At 75.3% G+C, this 16983-nt stretch carries 14 protein-coding genes; 9 read left to right on the top strand and 5 right to left on the bottom strand.

What is annotated here, in order from left to right; all coding sequences use genetic code 11:
- The gene (gene sucC / locus AC2A1K_RS10850; protein ID WP_483896304.1) at nt 1-1203 is read right to left on the bottom strand and encodes an ADP-forming succinate--CoA ligase subunit beta; all 1203 of its coding nucleotides are present in this window, start codon (nt 1201-1203) and stop codon (nt 1-3) included.
- A 296-nt stretch (nt 1204-1499) separates the two neighbouring features.
- Between sucC and AC2A1K_RS10845 the strand changes: the two genes are divergently transcribed.
- Nucleotides 1500-2468: a lipase family alpha/beta hydrolase gene (locus AC2A1K_RS10845; protein WP_483896303.1), complete on the top strand. Its 969-nt coding sequence runs from the start codon at nt 1500-1502 to the stop codon at nt 2466-2468.
- Between the two features lie 773 nt (nt 2469-3241).
- Entirely contained in the window at nt 3242-4150 is a 909-nt protein-coding gene (locus tag AC2A1K_RS10840; protein WP_483896373.1) for a M23 family metallopeptidase, read from the top strand.
- A 303-nt stretch (nt 4151-4453) separates the two neighbouring features.
- Here AC2A1K_RS10840 and pcrA read toward each other — a convergent pair whose 3' ends face one another.
- Nucleotides 4454-6766 (bottom strand): DNA helicase PcrA, encoded by a 2313-nt coding sequence (gene pcrA / locus AC2A1K_RS10835; protein ID WP_483896372.1) that lies wholly within the window; start codon nt 6764-6766, stop codon nt 4454-4456.
- Between the two features lie 456 nt (nt 6767-7222).
- Between pcrA and AC2A1K_RS10830 the strand changes: the two genes are divergently transcribed.
- The 5 genes from AC2A1K_RS10830 to AC2A1K_RS10810 all read left to right on the top strand — a co-directional run bounded on the left by AC2A1K_RS10830 (nt 7223) and on the right by AC2A1K_RS10810 (nt 11931).
- Complete coding sequence (locus AC2A1K_RS10830) at nt 7223-7558, top strand: chorismate mutase (protein WP_483896302.1); 336 nt, start codon at nt 7223-7225, stop codon at nt 7556-7558.
- A gap of 84 nt (nt 7559-7642) precedes the next feature.
- Nucleotides 7643-7960: a hypothetical protein gene (locus AC2A1K_RS10825; protein ID WP_483896301.1), complete on the top strand. Its 318-nt coding sequence runs from the start codon at nt 7643-7645 to the stop codon at nt 7958-7960.
- A gap of 273 nt (nt 7961-8233) precedes the next feature.
- Complete coding sequence (locus tag AC2A1K_RS10820) at nt 8234-9358, top strand: hypothetical protein (RefSeq protein ID WP_483896300.1); 1125 nt, start codon at nt 8234-8236, stop codon at nt 9356-9358.
- On the top strand, nt 9355-10137 hold the full coding sequence (locus tag AC2A1K_RS10815; RefSeq protein ID WP_483896299.1) for a hypothetical protein: 783 nt from the start codon (nt 9355-9357) through the stop codon (nt 10135-10137). The genes AC2A1K_RS10820 and AC2A1K_RS10815 overlap by 4 nt, the downstream gene beginning before the upstream one ends.
- Before the next feature lie 87 nt (nt 10138-10224).
- On the top strand, nt 10225-11931 hold the full coding sequence (locus tag AC2A1K_RS10810) for a serine/threonine-protein kinase (protein WP_483896298.1): 1707 nt from the start codon (nt 10225-10227) through the stop codon (nt 11929-11931).
- Between the two features lie 5 nt (nt 11932-11936).
- Here AC2A1K_RS10810 and AC2A1K_RS10805 read toward each other — a convergent pair whose 3' ends face one another.
- Together AC2A1K_RS10805 and AC2A1K_RS10800 are read right to left on the bottom strand one after the other, a co-directional pair.
- Nucleotides 11937-12614, bottom strand: coding sequence for a response regulator (locus AC2A1K_RS10805; RefSeq protein ID WP_483896297.1), 678 nt, complete (start codon nt 12612-12614; stop codon nt 11937-11939).
- Nucleotides 12611-13960 carry a PspC domain-containing protein gene (locus AC2A1K_RS10800; protein WP_483896296.1) on the bottom strand — a complete coding sequence of 450 codons (1350 nt, stop codon included), beginning with the start codon at nt 13958-13960 and terminating at the stop codon, nt 12611-12613. The genes AC2A1K_RS10805 and AC2A1K_RS10800 overlap by 4 nt, the downstream gene beginning before the upstream one ends.
- Before the next feature lie 155 nt (nt 13961-14115).
- On the opposite strand from AC2A1K_RS10800, the gene AC2A1K_RS10795 reads away from it, so the two are divergent.
- Nucleotides 14116-15360 carry a PspC domain-containing protein gene (locus tag AC2A1K_RS10795; RefSeq protein ID WP_483896295.1) on the top strand — a complete coding sequence of 415 codons (1245 nt, stop codon included), beginning with the start codon at nt 14116-14118 and terminating at the stop codon, nt 15358-15360.
- Nucleotides 15353-15613, top strand: coding sequence for a hypothetical protein (locus AC2A1K_RS10790; protein WP_483896294.1), 261 nt, complete (start codon nt 15353-15355; stop codon nt 15611-15613). The genes AC2A1K_RS10795 and AC2A1K_RS10790 overlap by 8 nt, the downstream gene beginning before the upstream one ends.
- 204 nt (nt 15614-15817) lie before the next feature.
- On the opposite strand, the gene AC2A1K_RS10785 is transcribed toward AC2A1K_RS10790, so the two are convergent.
- Entirely contained in the window at nt 15818-16930 is a 1113-nt protein-coding gene (locus tag AC2A1K_RS10785) for a PucR family transcriptional regulator (protein ID WP_483896293.1), read from the bottom strand.
- Nucleotides 16931-16983 lie beyond the last annotated feature (53 nt).

The raw sequence follows: 16983 nt of genomic DNA, 5'->3' as shown, positions 1-16983 counted from the left end.
TCACGCACCAGCCTTCGTGGAATTGCCGGCTCCGCCGGAGGCTGCGGCAAGCTCGGCGGCCTTCGCGGCCGCGTCGTCCATCGTGCCCACCACGGTCACCAGCGGGTGGTTCGCCTCGGCGAGGATGCGGCGGCCCTCCTCGACGTTGTTGCCGTCCAGGCGGACGACGAGCGGCTTGGTGGCGTCGTCGCCCAGGATCTTCAGGGCCTCGACGATGCCGTTCGCGACCGCGTCGCACGCCGTGATGCCGCCGAAGACGTTGACGAAGACGCTGCGCACGTCGTCGTCCCCGAGGATGACGTCCAGGCCGGCCGCCATGACCTCGGCCGACGCGCCGCCGCCGATGTCGAGGAAGTTGGCGGGCTTCATGCCGCCGTGCTGCTCACCGGCGTACGCGACGACGTCGAGCGTCGACATGACGAGGCCCGCGCCGTTGCCGATGATGCCGACCTGGCCGCCCTCGAGCTTGACGTAGTTGAGGTTCGCTTCCTTGGCCTTGGCCTCGAGCGGGTTCTGGCTCTTCTCGTCGACCAGCTCGGCGTGCGCCTCGTGCCGGAACTCGGCGTTCTCGTCGAGGGTGACCTTGCCGTCGAGCGCGACCACGGCGTCCTGCGGGTCGCGGACCAGCGGGTTGACCTCGACCAGCGTCGCGTCCTCGCCGACGAAGGTGTCCCAGAGCTTGACGATGACCTGCGCGGCCTCGTCGGCGACCTCGGCGGGCAGCTTGCCCTGCTTGACGATCTCGTCGGCCTTCGCGCGGTCGACGCCGGCGATCGGGTCGATCGGCACCCGGGCCAGGGCCTCGGGGCGTTCGACCGCGAGCTCCTCGATCTCCATGCCGCCCTCGGCCGAGCACATGGCCAGGAAGGTGCGGTTCGACCGGTCGAGCAGGAAGGAGAAGTAGTACTCCTCCGCGATGTCGCTCGCCGCGGTGACCAGGACGCGGTGGACGATGTGGCCCTTGATGTCGAGCCCGAGGATGGCCTCGGCCTTCTCCTTGGCCTCGGCCGGGCTCTGCGCCAGCTTGACGCCACCGGCCTTGCCGCGGCCACCGGTCTTCACCTGCGCCTTGACGACGACCGGACCGCCGATCTCCTCCGCGGCCCGCTCCGCCTCCGCGGCGGTGTCGACGGTGCGACCGGGCAGCACCGGCACCCCGTGGGCGGCGAAGAGGTCCTTCGCCTGGTACTCGTACAGGTCCACTCGTGAACTCTCCTCACCAACTCGCCGGGCGCCGCCGACGGCGGTCGCCGGGCGAGGTCGCGTGGCGCCCTCCAGTGCAGCGAGCGCCCACGTCCCGACGGATGCGCGGGCGACCCTATCCACGCCGGGACGCGCCGGGCGCCGCGACGGGGGCGACTCCTGACACACGAGCAGGTCGCGCGGGGCCTGAATCGTTTCCGGGGTGGCCCGAACGGTTCCCACCCAGGGTCGATCTTGATCGGTTCGGCGTCCCCCTCGAGAGGAATCCCCCGTGAACAACGCTTAACGTCCACGCCATGGACGTGACGGGCGTCATGTCGCCGGCAGCGGCGCCGGCGGACGCACTGAGCTTCGACACGCCGGGACCCCCCGAGCGCCCGGTGGCCGCGGTCGCCGGTGCCGTCTGGCGCGGCCTCGGCTACGTCGCGCGCACCTTCGGGGTACCGGCCGGCGTCCGCGGCCTCGCGGTCGAGATCGCCTACACGGCCGTGCACGTCTCGCTCTACCCGTGGGGCCTGGTCGACGAGGTGCTGCGCCCACTGGGCACGTTCGCCCACCACCGCACCGAGACCCTCTCCCCCGCGCAGCGCAGCCTCGTCGTCTCGGACATGGAGAGCTCGACGACGCCGGTCCTGCTCGTGCACGGCATCGTCGACAACCGCTCGATCTTCGCGCTGCTCGCCCGCGCCCTGCGCCGCCGCGGGTTCGGCGTCGTGCACGCGATCAACTTCAGCGTCCTGACGGCGTTCACCGGCGACATCCGGGACGCCGCCCGCGACCTCGGCCACCACGTCGAGCGCCTGTGCGCCAGCACCGGCGCCGACCGGGTCCACGTCGTCGGGCACTCGCTGGGCGGGCTCATCGCCCGCTACTACGTCCAGCGCCTCGGCGGCGACGCCCGCGTGGACACGCTCGTCACGCTCGGGACCCCGCACGAGGGGAGCCTCATCGCGCACGTCCTGCCGCCCACGCGCGTGCCGGTGCAGCTGCAGCCCGGGTCCGACCTGCTGCGCGAGCTCGAGGAGCCGGCCACGGACTGCCGCACGCGCTTCCTGGCGGTGTGGAGCCGTCAGGACCAGCTGATCATCCCCCAGCGCGCGGCGCGGCTGACCCACCCCGACCTGCAGGTCACCGAGATCGAGCTGGAGCACGTCGGGCACCTGTCGATGACCGTCGACGCCGAGGTGGTGCACCTCGTGACCCGGCTGCTGTCCCGGCGGCCCGTCCGGAGCAACCGGGACCGGACGGGTGTGCTCGCGGGCTGACGCCGCGCCGTCGAGGGCGTGACCCGGGCGGCGGCGCGTCGAACGGTCGCCGCCACGTGCCGGTGGGCCGCGGATCCGCGGCGAGCGGGCCGTGGACCTCCGGAACCACTCCGAGGCCGCCCCGCGGCCGCCCCGAGCCGCCCCGGGCCGCCCCGGGCCGCCGCCGACCGAGCGAACCGGTGTCACCCGACCCGGTCACGACCGCTCGGCGCGCACGCCCGCACGCACGGCGTAGCGACCGGCTCGGGGCACTCCTGTTGTTTGCTCAGCCCGTGACCTGATCGCTACCTTCCTGCCGTCCTCATCACGGCCAGGTCACGAACGACATACGGAACGACCCCGACGTTCCTCAGGGCACTCCCCGAAATTCCGCCCCATGTCGCCGCGACCGGCCCCGATCCGCGGGAAGGATGGTCTTGGCGAACAGCTCCCCACGCCCGCCGTCCGCGCCCCTCTTCGGTTCCTTCGGTCTCCAGCCGGCGCTCGCCGGTGCCGGCGGACCGGCGGGACCGCGCTTCCCCGACCTCTCCGGCCTGGCCGGGGGTCTGCCCGGGCTCGGTGCCCGCGGCGGCCGTCGCGGTGGTGACGCCGCCGGCTTCGTCGGCGGACCCGCCCACGCGCCCGGCCCGCTGCCCAGCCGACCGGTCGGGGTCCGCCCCGGACCGCCGCCGGGCCCTCAGGCCCCCGCTCCCGGCCGTCCCGCCGGTCCGACCACCGGTGGTCACCGTCGTCCCGCGCGGCACGACGTCCCCCGTGACGAGACCCTCCGCGAGATCCCGCGCGAGCACCGTCCCGCGCCGGGCCCGCCGCAGCGATCCCCCCAGCCCCGGCGCCGCGACGACGACCCGCGTCGCGGCCTCCGTCCGGCCCCGCCCGCCGAGCGCGGCCCGTCGGCCCTGCGCGGCCGTCTCGCGGTCGCCGCGGTGGCCGCCGGCGCCCTCGCGACCGGGGGCCACAGCCTCACCGGCCTCGAGGCCCTCGGCGACGCCCCGACCACCGCCGAGCTCGCCCTCGCCGCCGACCGCGGCACCACGAGCGACGACACCGGCGCGGCGGGGTCGCCGTCGTCCCCCTCGTCGGCCGGCAGCGCGACCGGGCTCGACGCGGCCACCTCCGGCGTCCTTCCGGTGACGTCGACCGGTGGCGACACGACGCAGACCGCGTCCTCGTCGTCGTCCTCGTCGTCGTCCGACGCCGACGACGGCCACCAGGTCGGCTCGCTCAGCAAGGCCGCCGACCGCGCGGCCGCCGCGGCCCGCGCCGCCGCCGAGGCCGCCCGCCCCGACTTCGTCAAGCCCGCCGAGGGCCGCTTCACGTCGGGCTTCGGCGCCCGCTGGGGCTCGTCGCACCGCGGCATCGATATCGCGGGCCCGATCGGCACCCCGATCGTCTCCGTGGGCGACGGCACCGTCATCGAGTCCGGCCCGGCCAGCGGCTTCGGCCAGTGGGTCCGGGTGCAGCTCGAGGACGGCACGGTCAACGTCTACGGCCACGTCAACCGCTCCTACGTCCGCGAGGGCCAGCAGGTCCGTGCGGGCGAGGAGATCGCGGAGATCGGCAACCGCGGCCAGTCGACCGGCCCGCACCTGCACTTCGAGGTGTGGGAGGACGGCGGCCGCAAGATCAACCCGCTGCCGTGGCTCGCCGAGCGCGGCATCTCGCTGGGTTCCCCACAGGACTAGTCCGCTCCCCCCGCAAGACGGCCTGGGCCCCGGAAGCGCACCGCGCTCCGGGGCCCTCGTCGTGCGCGGGGTGGATGACGGCCCGTGATCACCGGGTGCATACCGCGGAGCGTCGCGAGCGGCACCCTGCGCATGACCGACGCGCCCGCGCGCCCGCCGAACGTGCCGCTCGCCCGGCGTCGGCGCGCCGCCCCGTTCCGGCGAAGGGCGCCCCTCGCCCGTCTATGCGAGCGAAGGGGCCCTTCGGTCAGAAACACGGCGCGCGGCGAGCACCACGCGCGCGAAGGGTGGAGCAGGGGCGCGCTACAGCTTCGTCAGCGGCACGCCGCCGATGAGCATGAGGCGCACGGTGCCCGAGGACCCGAAGTCGATGGTGGCCGTGGCCCGGGAGCCGACGCCGTCGACCGTGACCACGGTGCCGAGGCCGTACTTGTCGTGGGTGACGCGGTCGCCGACCTCGAGCGAGATGGTCGGCGCCTCCTTCCAGTCCGGACGCATCGGCGATGGGCGCGAGGAGCGGCCCGACAGGTCGGTGCCGGGGCTCGCCCAGCGCCCGGAGCCGAACCGGGTGCGCCCGACCGGCGAGGAGCGCTCGGAGCTGGGCTCGACGCGGCGCCACTCCCACACGTCGGCGGGGACCTCGTCGAGGAACCGGGACGGCGGGTTGGCCTGCGGCTGCCCGAACGCCGAGCGCATGACCGCGCGCGAGAGGTACAGCCGCTTCTGCGCGCGGGTGATGCCGACGTAGGCGAGGCGGCGCTCCTCGGAGAGCTCCGCCGGGTCGGCCAGCGCGCGCGAGTGCGGGAAGACCCCGTCCTCCCACCCGGTGGCGAACACGACGGGGAACTCGAGCCCTTTCGCCGTGTGCAGCGTCATCAGGGTGACGACGCCGTCGCCGCCGTCGGGGATCGAGTCGGCGTCGGCCACCAGCGACACCCGCTCGAGGAACGCCTCCAGCGAGCCGGGCTCGGGAACGCCGTCGGCGGTCGGTGCCGGGACGTCCTCGTCGGCGGAGCCGTCCAGCCCCTCCGCGTTGCGCGCGTCCTGCACGAACTCGCGGGCGACGCTGACGAGCTCCTGCAGGTTCTCGAGACGCGACTGCTCCTGCGGGTCCTCGGAGCCCTCGAGCTCGGCGCGGTAGCCCGAGCGGTCGAGGATCGCCTCGAGCACCTCGTCGACCGGGGCCCCCTCGACCAGCGTGGCGGCCAGCCCGTCCATCATCTCGACGAAGTCGGCGATGTTGCGCTGCGAGCGCGTGGCCAGCCCGTGGACCTCGCCCGCGGCGGCGCGGCGCAGGGCGGCGGCGAAGGTGATGCGCTCGCGGTCGGCCGCGTCGGCGACCACCGTCTCGGCGCGGTCGCCGATCCCGCGCTTGGGGACGTTGAGGATGCGCCGCAGCGAGACCGTGTCCTCGGGGTTGGACAGCACCTTGAGGTAGGCCATGGCGTCGCGGACCTCGCGGCGCTCGTAGAAGCGCACACCGCCGACGATCTTGTAGGGCAGTCCGAGGCGGATGAAGACGTCCTCGAAGACACGGGACTGACCGTTGGTGCGGTAGAACACCGCGACCTCACCGAAGCGGACCTCGCCCGCGTCGACCAGCCGGTCGATCTCGGAGGCGACGAACGCGGCCTCGTCGTGCTCGTTGTCGGCGACGTAGCCGACGACCAGCTCGCCGTCGCCCGCGTCGGTCCACAGCCGCTTGTCGCGCCGGTCGGCGTTGCGGCTGATGACGGCGTTGGCGGCGGTGAGGATCCGCTGCGTGGAGCGGTAGTTCTGCTCCAGCAGGATGGTGCGCGCCTCGGGGTAGTCGCGCTCGAACTCGACGATGTTGCGGATGGTCGCGCCGCGGAAGGCGTAGATCGACTGGTCGGCGTCGCCGACGACGCACAGCTCCGCCGGCTTCACCGAGCCGTCCTCGCTGCCCGCCGCGAGCGCCCGGACCAGCATGTACTGGGCGTGGTTGGTGTCCTGGTACTCGTCGACCAGGATGTGGCGGAAGCGGCGCCGGTAGTACTCCGCGACGTCTCCGAAACGCGTCAGCAGGTCGACCGTGCGGCCGATGAGGTCGTCGAAGTCGAGCGAGTTCGACTGCTGCAGGCGCTGTTGGTAGACGGTGTAGACCTCGGCGGTGCGCTTCTCCGCCTCGGTGGTGGCGGCGTCGGCGGCCTCGACGGGGTCGACCAGCTCGTTCTTCCACGCCGAGATGCGCGCGAGCAGGCCGCGCGGCGAGTACTTCTTGGCGTCGAGGTCGAGCCCGCGGGCCACGGACGCGACGAGGCGCCGGGAGTCGTCGGCGTCGTAGATCGAGAACGTGGAGCTCAGCTCGAGGTGGCGGTACTCGCGGCGCAGGATGCGCACGCACATCGAGTGGAACGTCGACACCCACATCGCGTTCGCCCGGCGGCCCACCAGCGCGGCGACGCGCTCGCGCATCTCGGCCGCGGCCTTGTTGGTGAACGTGATGGCCATGACCTGGCCCGGCCCGACGTTCTGGTGGCGCATCTGCCAGGCGATCCGGTGAGTGAGCACCCGCGTCTTGCCCGACCCGGCGCCGGCGACGATGAGCAGCGGCGAGCCGGTGTGCATCACGGCCTCGCGCTGGGGTGGGTTCATGCCCTCGAGCAGCGGGTCGTCCGCAGGATCGGGCTGGTCCGGCCCGCGGCGCAACGCCCCGCCGGCCCCCGGGTCACCGCCGCCGGCGGCAGCCGCGGCCAGGCGCCGGGACAGGGCCGACGCCGCCGAACGCGCAGGAGGACCCGACCCGGCGTCGGACGCGGCGGGACGGGTGGCGGGACCGGTGCTCATCGTCGGTCCACGCTACCGGGGCCCCCTGACAGCGGACGGGCGGCGCAGCGGGCGGTTGGCGCCGCGGGAGCACGGTGGCATGATGTCAGCCGTGCACGCGCAGACCGTTCGATTTTTCTACGGGTACCGGACCCCGGTGCCCGTGGACATCTGACGCGCCTGCCGCGCCCGACCCACGCCGCCCCGGAGTCTCGCCGACCCCGGGGCGTTCTCGTGTCCGGGGTCGACGTGGACCACCCGGACACACCCTGGAGGCCGATCGACGTGAGTGCTGCGACCAGCGACTCCACCCCCGCCACCACCTCGGAGGACGACCCCGCGTCGACCCCGGCGCTCACCCCCGCGAGCGCCGAGGAGATCCCCGCCCTGCGCGAGGAGATCGACGGCATCGACGCCGAGCTCCTGCGGCTGATCCAGCGCCGCACGGAGATCTCCCAGCGGATCGGCCTGGCGCGGATGGCCGCCGGGGGCCCGCGGATCGTCTACAACCGTGAGATGCAGGTGCTCGCCCGCTTCCGCGATCTCGGCGCCGAGGGCCGCGAACTCGGCATGCTGCTCCTGCGCCTCGGCCGGGGCCGTCTCGGCGGCCGCGGCAGCTGAACGCGCGACCCCGAGGAGCGACCCCGAGCAACACCGGGGTCGCCACGAGCGCCGACCTCACGCGAGTGGTGGCACTCTGGTGTCATGGGAACGGTCATCGACCTGATCGCCACGATCGTCACGGTGCTCAGCCTGCTCGCCGCCGTCGGCTACGGCGGCTACCTGCTCATGATCTCGTCGGTGGCCTCCAAGCGCCCGGGGGCGTCGCATCTCGCGACCGACGCGCGCAAGCGGCTGCCGGCCGCCGGCGGGCTCGCCCTGGGCGCCCTCGTGGCGTTGCTCCTCACGGGTGGCGGCATCCCGATGGACGTCATCGCGCTGCTCGTCGGCGGCGGGGTGGGTCTCGTCGCGACGAACCAGCTCCAGGGCGCCCGCAAGCGTCTCGCCGCCCCGCCGCGCTGACCGCCGCTGAGCCGGACGGTCGGCTCGTCGCGCCCAGCGGGCCCGGCGCAGCACCTGTCCGGCTAACGAACGTGTGTGGTCGATCGATGGTGTCGACGTGCCCGCTGAGCGACCACACCCGAACGATGGTCACCCGTCCCCCGGACGACGTCTCCCCCGTCCGGTGACGTCCGAGTAGCTATTCACTGACGCGGAGTGGATGCGGATGACGCGGTCCGGCGACACCGGGCACGCACGGCAGCGGGACAGCAGCGGACGAGGAGCACGGACGAGATGAGCGAGCGTGGGGGACGGCACGCGTGGTTCGACGAGCCGGGCGAGGTCGCCGGGACCTTGCTCCTCCCGCCGACCGTTCCCCCGCCCGCGCTCCCGGCCGACGTCGACCCGGAGGTCGTCGAGTCGGCCTCCACGCCCGGCGCGGAGGTCACCGGTGAGAACTGGATCGAGCTCGTGCCGGCGCCCCGGCGCCCCGCGGACGACCAGCTCGACGAGCCGGCGCAGGACGAAGCGCGGCACACCGCGGGCATCCCGGTCGCCGAGATCCTCATCCGGCTGACCGGCCCGCAGCCGGTGGTCGAGAGCGCGGACGAGGGTGACGACCCCACCGACGACGCTCCCGACTCCACCGAGCTCGCCGAGGCCCTCGCGTTCGCCGCCGCCCTCGACGCCGCCGAGGCGAGCGAGCCGAGGAGGCCCGCCGCCGCCCGCCCACCCCGCGCCGCGCCGGTGCGTCCGACCCCCACTCCCGGCCGGTCGGCGCGCCGGCGCACCAACCCGTTCCGGGTGGGACGCGGGCGGGCCCTGGGCGCGAGCACGGGCGCGTTCCTGGTCGCGGGCACCATCGCGAGCCTGGCGGGCATGCCGCTGCCGGGCCTGCCCATCGAGGACGTGCCCTACCCGGGCGACCCGCGGGCCCTCCCGCCCGGCGTCGCCGCGGTCCCCGGCCTCCCCGGCCTCCCCGGAGCGCCGGGCTCGGTGCTCGGCGCCACCGGCGTCGGTGTCCCGGGCGGCGTGGCCCTCAGCGCCTCGGTCAGCGACCTCGGCCTCGGCCTCGGCGGCAACGCCGGCGTGGCCGGGGCGGGGCGGGGCGGCGCTCTCACCGGCACCCCGTCGGGCGCGTTCCCCGGCGCGGCGGCACCGGGCGCGGGTGCGCCCGGTGCCGCGGCCCCCCCGGCGGGGGCGGTGCCGCCGGCCCAGGCGGCCCCGGCGGCGTCGTGCTGCCCGCGCCCCCGGGCGGAGGCGGCGGCACCCCCGGCGGCACCCCCGGCGGCACCCCCGGTGGTGGCGGCCCGGGTGTCGTCGGTGTCGTCGGTGGGGTCGGATCCACCGTCGGCAACGCCGCGAACGGGCTCGGCACCACCGTCACGAACGCCGGGAACGGCCTCGCGACCACGGTGAACGGCGTCGGCACCACCGTCGACGGGCTGGCCGGGGGCCTCGGGACCACGGTGGACGGGCTGGTCGACGGCCTCGGGACCATCGGGAACAACCCCTCGGCGAGGTCGAACCCCGGCCTCGTCGGCGGCGTCGGGCACCTCGTCGGCGACACGACCGGCAGCGTCGCCGGCGCCCTGCCCGCCCCGCTCGGCGTGCCCGTCGAGGCCCTCGGCACCACGGTGGACACCACGGTCGGGACCGTCCAGCAGCAGGTGGTCGCACCGCTCGCGAACACCACCTCGGGCCTCGTGCAGAACACCGGGCAGACCCTCGGGACCACGCTGCGCAACACCACCCACGAGATCGTCCAGCCGGCCACCGGCACCGTCACGGGCACCGTCCGCGACACCGGTGAGACCACCGGGACGACGCTGCGGAACACCACCCACGAGGTCGTCGAGCCCGCCACCGAGACCGCCACCGGCGCCGTCCGCGACACCGGACGGACCGCCGGGGACGCGGTGGACGACGTCCCGGCCGTCGGTCGCACGACCTCGCGGGTCGTGGAGGACACCACCGATTCGGTGAGCGACACCGTGGACGACACCGTCGACTCGGTCTCGGACACCGCCGACGACACGAGCGACGCCGTCGAGGACACCACCGATTCGGTGAGCGACACCGTGGACGACACCGTCGACTCGGTCTCGGACACCGTCGACGACACGAGCGACGCCGTCGAGGACAGCACCGGCGCCCTCGGCGACACCGCGGGCGACCTGCTCGGCGGGGACGACTGAGCGGCGTGCCGGGCCACGGGCGCGTGGTCGTGACCCGGTCGGGACCTCTACTGTGACCCTCGTGGACACACCGACGGGGAGCGGCCTGTGAGCTCTCCCCGCGTGGTCGCCGGGCGGTATCGCCTCGAGGAGCGCATCGGCTCCGGGGCGATGGGCGTGGTGTGGCGCGGGACCGACGAGCGTCTCGGGCGCGTCGTCGCGGTCAAGCAGGTGTTCCTGCACGCGGGCCTGGACGACCGGGAGGCCGAGGAGGTGCGGCAGCGCACGCTGCGTGAAGGCCGGATCGCCGCGCGCCTGCAGCACCCGCACGCGATCTCGGTGTTCGACGCCTCCATCGAGGGCGACGAGCCGTGGCTGGTCATGGAGTACCTGCCCTCGCGCAGCCTCGCCGCGGTGCTCGGTGAGCAGGGCACGCTCGAGCCGCGCACGGTCGCGCGCATCGGGCGCCAGGTGGCCGACGCGCTCGACGCCGCGCACCAAGCCGGCATCGTGCACCGCGACGTGAAGCCGGGCAACGTGCTGCTGGGCGCCGACGGCACCGTCAAGATCACCGACTTCGGCATCTCGCGCGCGACCGGCGACCTCACGCTGACCCGCACCGGCATGCTCGCCGGCACGCCCGCCTACCTCGCCCCCGAGGTCGCCCGCGGCGACGACTCGACGTCCGCGTCCGACGTCTTCTCCCTCGGCGCCACCCTCTACGCGGCCGTCGAGGGCGTGCCCCCGTTCGGCGCCGACGACAACGCGCTGGCCCTGCTGCACTCGGTGGCCGCCGGCAAGGTCGTCCCGCCGTCGCAGGCCGGTCCGCTCACGGCGCTGCTCATGCGGCTGCTGCGCGACGACCCCGCCGAGCGCCCCACCGCCGCCCAGGCCCGCCAGGAACTGGGCCGCATCGCGCACGCCGGCGGCCGCGCCGAGCCGCCGCTGTCCGACCTCGTCCCGCTCGGCGCCCCCGCGCCGGGCTCCTCGCCGTCGGTCCCCGAGGCGCGGCACTCGTCGGACCCGTGGATGCCCGGACCCGGCGGGGCAAGCCCCGGGCCCGCGGTGTCCGGTCCGGCCGGCCCGCCGACCCGCCAGGGCATGCCCGCCCCGGAGGTCCCCTCGCGGCCGCGACCCGGTCGGCGGCCGACCACGGCGATCGTCGTGCTGGTCCTGCTCGTCGCCCTCGCCGCCGGCGGTGTCGTCGGTGTCGCGCTGCTGTCGTCGTCGAGCTCCGACTCGAACGGCGCGAGCGTCGCGGCGCCCGATGCGGGGTCGGCGCAGGACCCGCAGGCCGCCATGGTGGCCGCGGTCCGCGACTACTACGGCGTCGTCACCGGCAACGAGGCCGCGGGCTGGGCGCGCCTCGGGCCGAACCTCCAGTCGCAGGCCGGCGGCTTCGAGCGCTACGAGGCGTTCTGGGCGACGATCGCGTCGGTGCAGGTCGTCGACGCGAGCGCCCTCGACGCCGACACCGTGCGGGCCACCCTGGACTTCGTGCCCGAGGGACGCGAGCGCATCCGCGAGGTCCACGAGCTCGGCATGGTCCGCGGCGCCGACGGCCGCTGGCTGATCGACACCGACGAGAGCGTCGACGGCGCGAGCCCGCGCGCGGCCTCGACGGGCCTGCCCCTCGACCCCCCGCTCGCGGAGGCGGCCCCGACGACGTCGGCAGCGCCGTCACGCGCGGCGGAGGACCACGAGTCCGGGAGCGACTCCGGCGACGACCACGGCGAGGACGACCACTCGGGTGGCGGCGAGAGCTCCGGGCACGGCTCCGGGCACGGCGGGGACGACCACTCCGACGACGGCTGAGGCCCTCAGACCAGCCGGCGGTCGCTCGCCCAGCGCGAGAGCTCGTGCCGGTTCGACGACTGGGTCTTGCGCAGGACGCTCGACACGTGGGTCTCCACGGTCTTCACCGAGATGACGAGCTCCGCGGCGATCTCCTTGTACGACCAGCCCCGCGCCAGCAGGCGCAGGACGTCGCGCTCGCGCCGGGTCAGCTGGTCGAGCTCGGGGTCGACGACGCCCGTGGCGCCGGGGCGGTCGGCGAACGCGTCGAGCACGAACCCCGCCAGCCGCGGGGAGAACACGGCGTCGCCGGCCCGGACGCGCACGACGGCGTCGGCGAGCTCGCGACCGGAGATCGTCTTCGTGACGTAGCCCCGGGCGCCCGCCCGGATCACCGAGATGACGTCCTCGGCGGCGTCGGACACCGACAGCGCCAGGAACACGACGTCCGGGTGGTCGGGTCGGGTGCGGGTGAGCACCGCGGCCCCGCCACCGTCGGGCATGTGCACGTCGAGCAGCACGACGTCGGGCTTGCGGTGGCCGATGACCGCGACGGCCTCGTCCACCGACCCGGCCTCGCCGACGACGCTGACCGTGCGCCGGGCCAGCGACTCGAGCTCGGCGCGCACCCCGCGCCGGAAGAGCGCGTGGTCGTCGACGAGGACGACGGTGACGGGCTCGGGGGTGTCGGTGGGCTCGGTCATCGGGTCTCCTCGGCGACGGGGGTGGCGCCGCGACGGCTGCGGGGCAGCACGAGGCCGACCTCTGTGCCCTCGCCGAGCGTGGTGCGCAGCTGCACGCGGCCACCGTGGCGGGTCATGCGGTCACGGACCGAGCCCGCGAGGCCGCGGCGGTCCTCGGGGACGGCGTCGGGGTCGAACCCGCGGCCGCGGTCGCGCACGTAGACCTCGACGGCGTCCGGCTCGACCTCCACGTAGACGTCGATCTCGTCGACGCCGGCGTGCTTGGCGGCGTTCACCATCGCCTCGCGCGCCGCCGCGACCAGCGCCGTGGTGTTCGGGTCGAGCTCGGCGTCGCCGACGACGACCGGCGCCACCCGGATCCCGTAGTCGTCCTCGACCTCGCCGGCGGCGCTCGCGAGCGCGGCGGCGAGCGTCGCGTCGGTCGAGCCCGCGGGGCGCCCGGCGTCGCCGCCCGGGGGACCGTAGAGCCACGCCCGCAGCTCGCGCTCCTGGCTGCGCGCGAGCCGGCGCACCTCGCGGCCCGCGGTGTCCTCGCCGGCCTGCTTCTGGATCAGAGCCAGGGTCTGGAGCACCGAGTCGTGCAGGTGCGCCGCGATGTCCGCGCGCTCCTGTCCCCGGATGCGCTCGCGGCGCTCGGCGCCGAGCTCGCGCACCAGCCGCATCCACCACGGCACCGTGATGAGGACGACGCCGGCCAGCGTCGCGAGGGCCGCGAGCACACCGAACTGGACCTGGCCGAGGTCGACGTTGCCCAGCAGGAAGACCGCGATGCCCATGGCCACGAGCACCGCGCCCGCGAGCAGGCGCAGCAGGCCGAGCCGACGCCCGACGAGCCACCGCGACCGCCAGCCGGTCTCGCCCTCGACCGGCGAGCCGCCGGTGTCGGCCTCGCGCCAGACCAGCGCGACACCGATGACGACCACGACCAGCGGCCCGATCACCCAGCCGGAGAGCTGGCCGCCGAGGCCGGAGAGCACGAACGCGAGCAGCACGCCGAACGTCGCGAGCCCCAGACCCTGCCGGCGCTCGCGGGCCGGCACCTCGCGCCGGACACCGCGCGGCTCGATCGGGCAGAAGAGCCACAGCGCGGCGTAGGCGCCGAACCCCGCCCCCGCGGCCGCGACGAGCAGCACGAACACCAGGCGTACGCGCAGGACGTCGACACCGAGGTGGTCGGCGACGCCGCCGGTCACGCCCGCGATCACCGCGCCCTGGCGCCGGCGGCGGACACGCGCGATCGCCGGCCCCGTGACCGGCGGGGTGGGCGGCTCCGTGGGCGCAGACATCTCCCCGGTCGCCGGCGGGGTGCCGGTGCGCAGGGTCGTCGCCTCGTCCACGTCGACCATCGTCACACGTCGCCGGCCCCCGGTGGGCCCGGTGCGACCCCCGAGGTCCTCGGGGTCGTCTCCGGGGCGGGACCGGGGTGGCTCCCGGATTCCGGGGCGCGATCGCTGCCGCAGTGTCGGTACCCGGATCGACCGCAGCGAGGAGGATGAGGGCCGTGAGCAGTCCGGGGAACAGTCCGGGGCAGGGGTCACGGGCGCCGGCGGGAGCCGACGTCGGCGCGACCCTGCGCGAGATGTGGGAGACGCGGCCCGCGCGTCTCAAGGAGGACCGCAAGATCGGCGGCGTGGCGGCCGCGATCGCGCGGCGCTACGCGATCGACCCCACGCTGGTGCGGGTCGCGTTCGTCGTCTCGGCGTTCTACGGCTTCGGCCTGCTCGTGTACCTGGCCGGCATGCTCGTGCTGCCGCGGGTGGACGCGCAGGGGCGCCGCGAGACGCCGGTGTGGGCGATCGTCGTCGGCACCCTGCTCGGGATCGTCGCCCTCGTCGGGGCCTTCTCCGGCGACCTCGGCACGGTCATCGGGGTCGTCACCGTGCTGGCGCTGCTCTACGCGCTGCACCGCAGCCGGGGGCACCTGCGCGACCCGCAGCGCCCCGCCGTCGCGGGTGACGCCACGACGGCCGACGCCACGGACACGACCGCGGGAACGGCGCAGCCGCCCAGGTGGGACCCGCTCGGCGCCGCGCCGTTCGCGTGGGACCTGCCCGAGCCGGCCACGCCGCCGGAGCCGACGCCGCCGCGCTCGAAGCTCGCACCGATCACGCTGGCCGCGGCGCTGGTCGCCGCCGCCATCGTCGCGGGGCTGGGCCTGCTCGGGCTCGTGCCGCTCGGCGCGACAGCCGTCGTCGGCACCGCGCTGGCCGTCGTGGGCGCCGGGCTGGTCGTCGGCGCCTTCCGGCGCCAGGGCCGCAGCCTGATCGTGGCCGCGGTGCCGCTCGCGCTGGTGCTCGTGGCCGCCGCCAACAGCGCCGGCGACGGTCGGGGCGGGGCGCCCTGGGGTGACGGGGCACCGTGGGGCGACGGCGCCCCGTGGGACCAGCGCCCGGGCGCGGTCCAGACCCTCGGCGACGCGCAGTGGCGGCCCGTGGCGAACGCCGTCGCGCCCGCCTACGAGACAGCCTACGGCGACGCGGATCTCGACCTTCGTGGCCTCGTCGCCGGGGCGGCCCCGGTGCGCACCCAGGTGCAGAGCGGCGCGGGCGACGTCACCGTGACCGTGCCGCAGAACGCCGACGTGACCGCCACCTGCACGTCGGGCGGCGGCGACGTGACCTGTCTGACCAGCACCGGTGTCGACGCCGGCCGGGTCGTCGACCTCGGCCCGGACGGACCGGGTGGGCCGGTGATCGACCTGCAGGCCATCAGTGGCGGCGGAGACGTGGAGGTGCGCCGTGGATGACAAGACCCCCGACCAGCCCTACACGATCCACCCCGACGTGGACGTGATCGAGGATGCCGACGAGACCTCCCCGGTGCCCCGCCCCGGACCCGACCCGCTGGCCCTCGTGTCCGGGCTGACCGCGATCGTCGTCGCGCTCCTCGCCCTCACCGGCGCCCTCGCGAGCGTCGACCCGCGCTGGGTGCTCGTCATCGGCGCCGTCGGCGTCGGCACCGCGGTCCTGTGGATGACCCTGCGCCGCCGTCAGACCTGACCGCACGGCACCGCACGGCACCGCACGATTACTGGCTGGTATCGCTCGCCCAGCGAGCGATACCAGCCAGTAACGCGTCCTAGCCGTTGCTAGCGATGCGGCATCGCTGGCCTGTGACACCAGGATCGCCACATCCTCGCTCGCGCGACACGCCGACCGAGGTGTTTCAGCCTCGCGGCCACGCTCGCGTTCCACGTCAGGAAATCACTCGGCTGAACTCGCCAGCGCCAGCAGCAGCACCGCCGCGTCGGCCGGGACGGTGACGTCGCGCCCGGTGAGCTCCGCGACGCGCCGCAGGCGGTTCAGCACCGTGTTCCGGTGACAGAACAGCGCCGCGGCGGTGTCGCGCACCGACCCGTCCGCGGCGTACCGGCGCACCGTCGCCACCAGACGCTCCCGCTCCGGCGGCGCCACTCCCTCGAGACCGCCGAGCTCCGCGGTCACCAGGTCCGCCCGGACGTCCCCGAGACGTGCGGCGGCCAGCGGGAGCCAGACCGACGCGAGGGTCCGCGGTGCGGCCGGCCCGCCCGCGGTGACGTCGGCGAGCTCGGCGGCCAGCCGGGCGCTGCGCGGGACGTCGGCGAGCCCGTGGGCCGTCGGGCCCACCCCGCAGCGCACGCCCTCGAGCGCCGCGCGCACCGGAGCGCCGTCGGACCCTTCCCACCGCGCGAGCAGCACGCTGTGCCGACCGGCCGGCTGCACGTGCACCGGGCGACCGTCGGCGGCCAACCGGTCCGCCGCCCGCCGGAGCACCGCCGCGTCCTCCCCCGCCGCCGCGACGACGAGGACGTCGTCGTCGTCCGCCATCTGGAGCGCGATCGCCGCGCGGGTCACGTCCTCGGGCGCGGGGTCGTCGGCCGCGAGGAGCGCGGCGACGAGGGCCGTCCGCTCACCCTGACGCTCCCGGGCCAGGATGGCCTGCTCCTCCTCGTAGGCGAGGCGGATCTGCGTGGAGTACTCCTCGACAACGGACCACACGGTCTGGACGTGGTCGACGAGCAGCGCCGCCTCGCCCGGTGCCGCGCGGGCGCGGAAGGCCTCCCAGAGCACCTGGAAGTCCTGGCGGACCGCGGTGAGCAGGTCGTCGAGCGGCACGCCCCGCCGGGCGCGGTCCCGGCCGATCGCGGGCCCGATCCCGCCCAGCCGCTCCGGCACGGAGCGTCCGGCGAGGCGCCCGAGCAGGTAGGCGAACGTGTCGTCGGCGTCGGCCTCGAGGCGCTCGGCGGGCACGAGCCCCCGGGCGTAGGCGGGGACGAGACGCAGCCGCTGGAGGAACGCGGTGCGCAGGGCGTCGGCGTCCTCGCGGACGAGTTCCACCAGGTCTCGCCACCGACGATTGTGCATCTGCCCAAGCTAGAACGAACAGGACG

The organism is Actinomycetospora sp. 2LY8.5 (genome assembly GCF_057180585.1).
The sequence above is the reverse complement of the archived record's forward strand: the minus strand, read 5'-3'. Positions and strand labels throughout refer to the sequence as shown.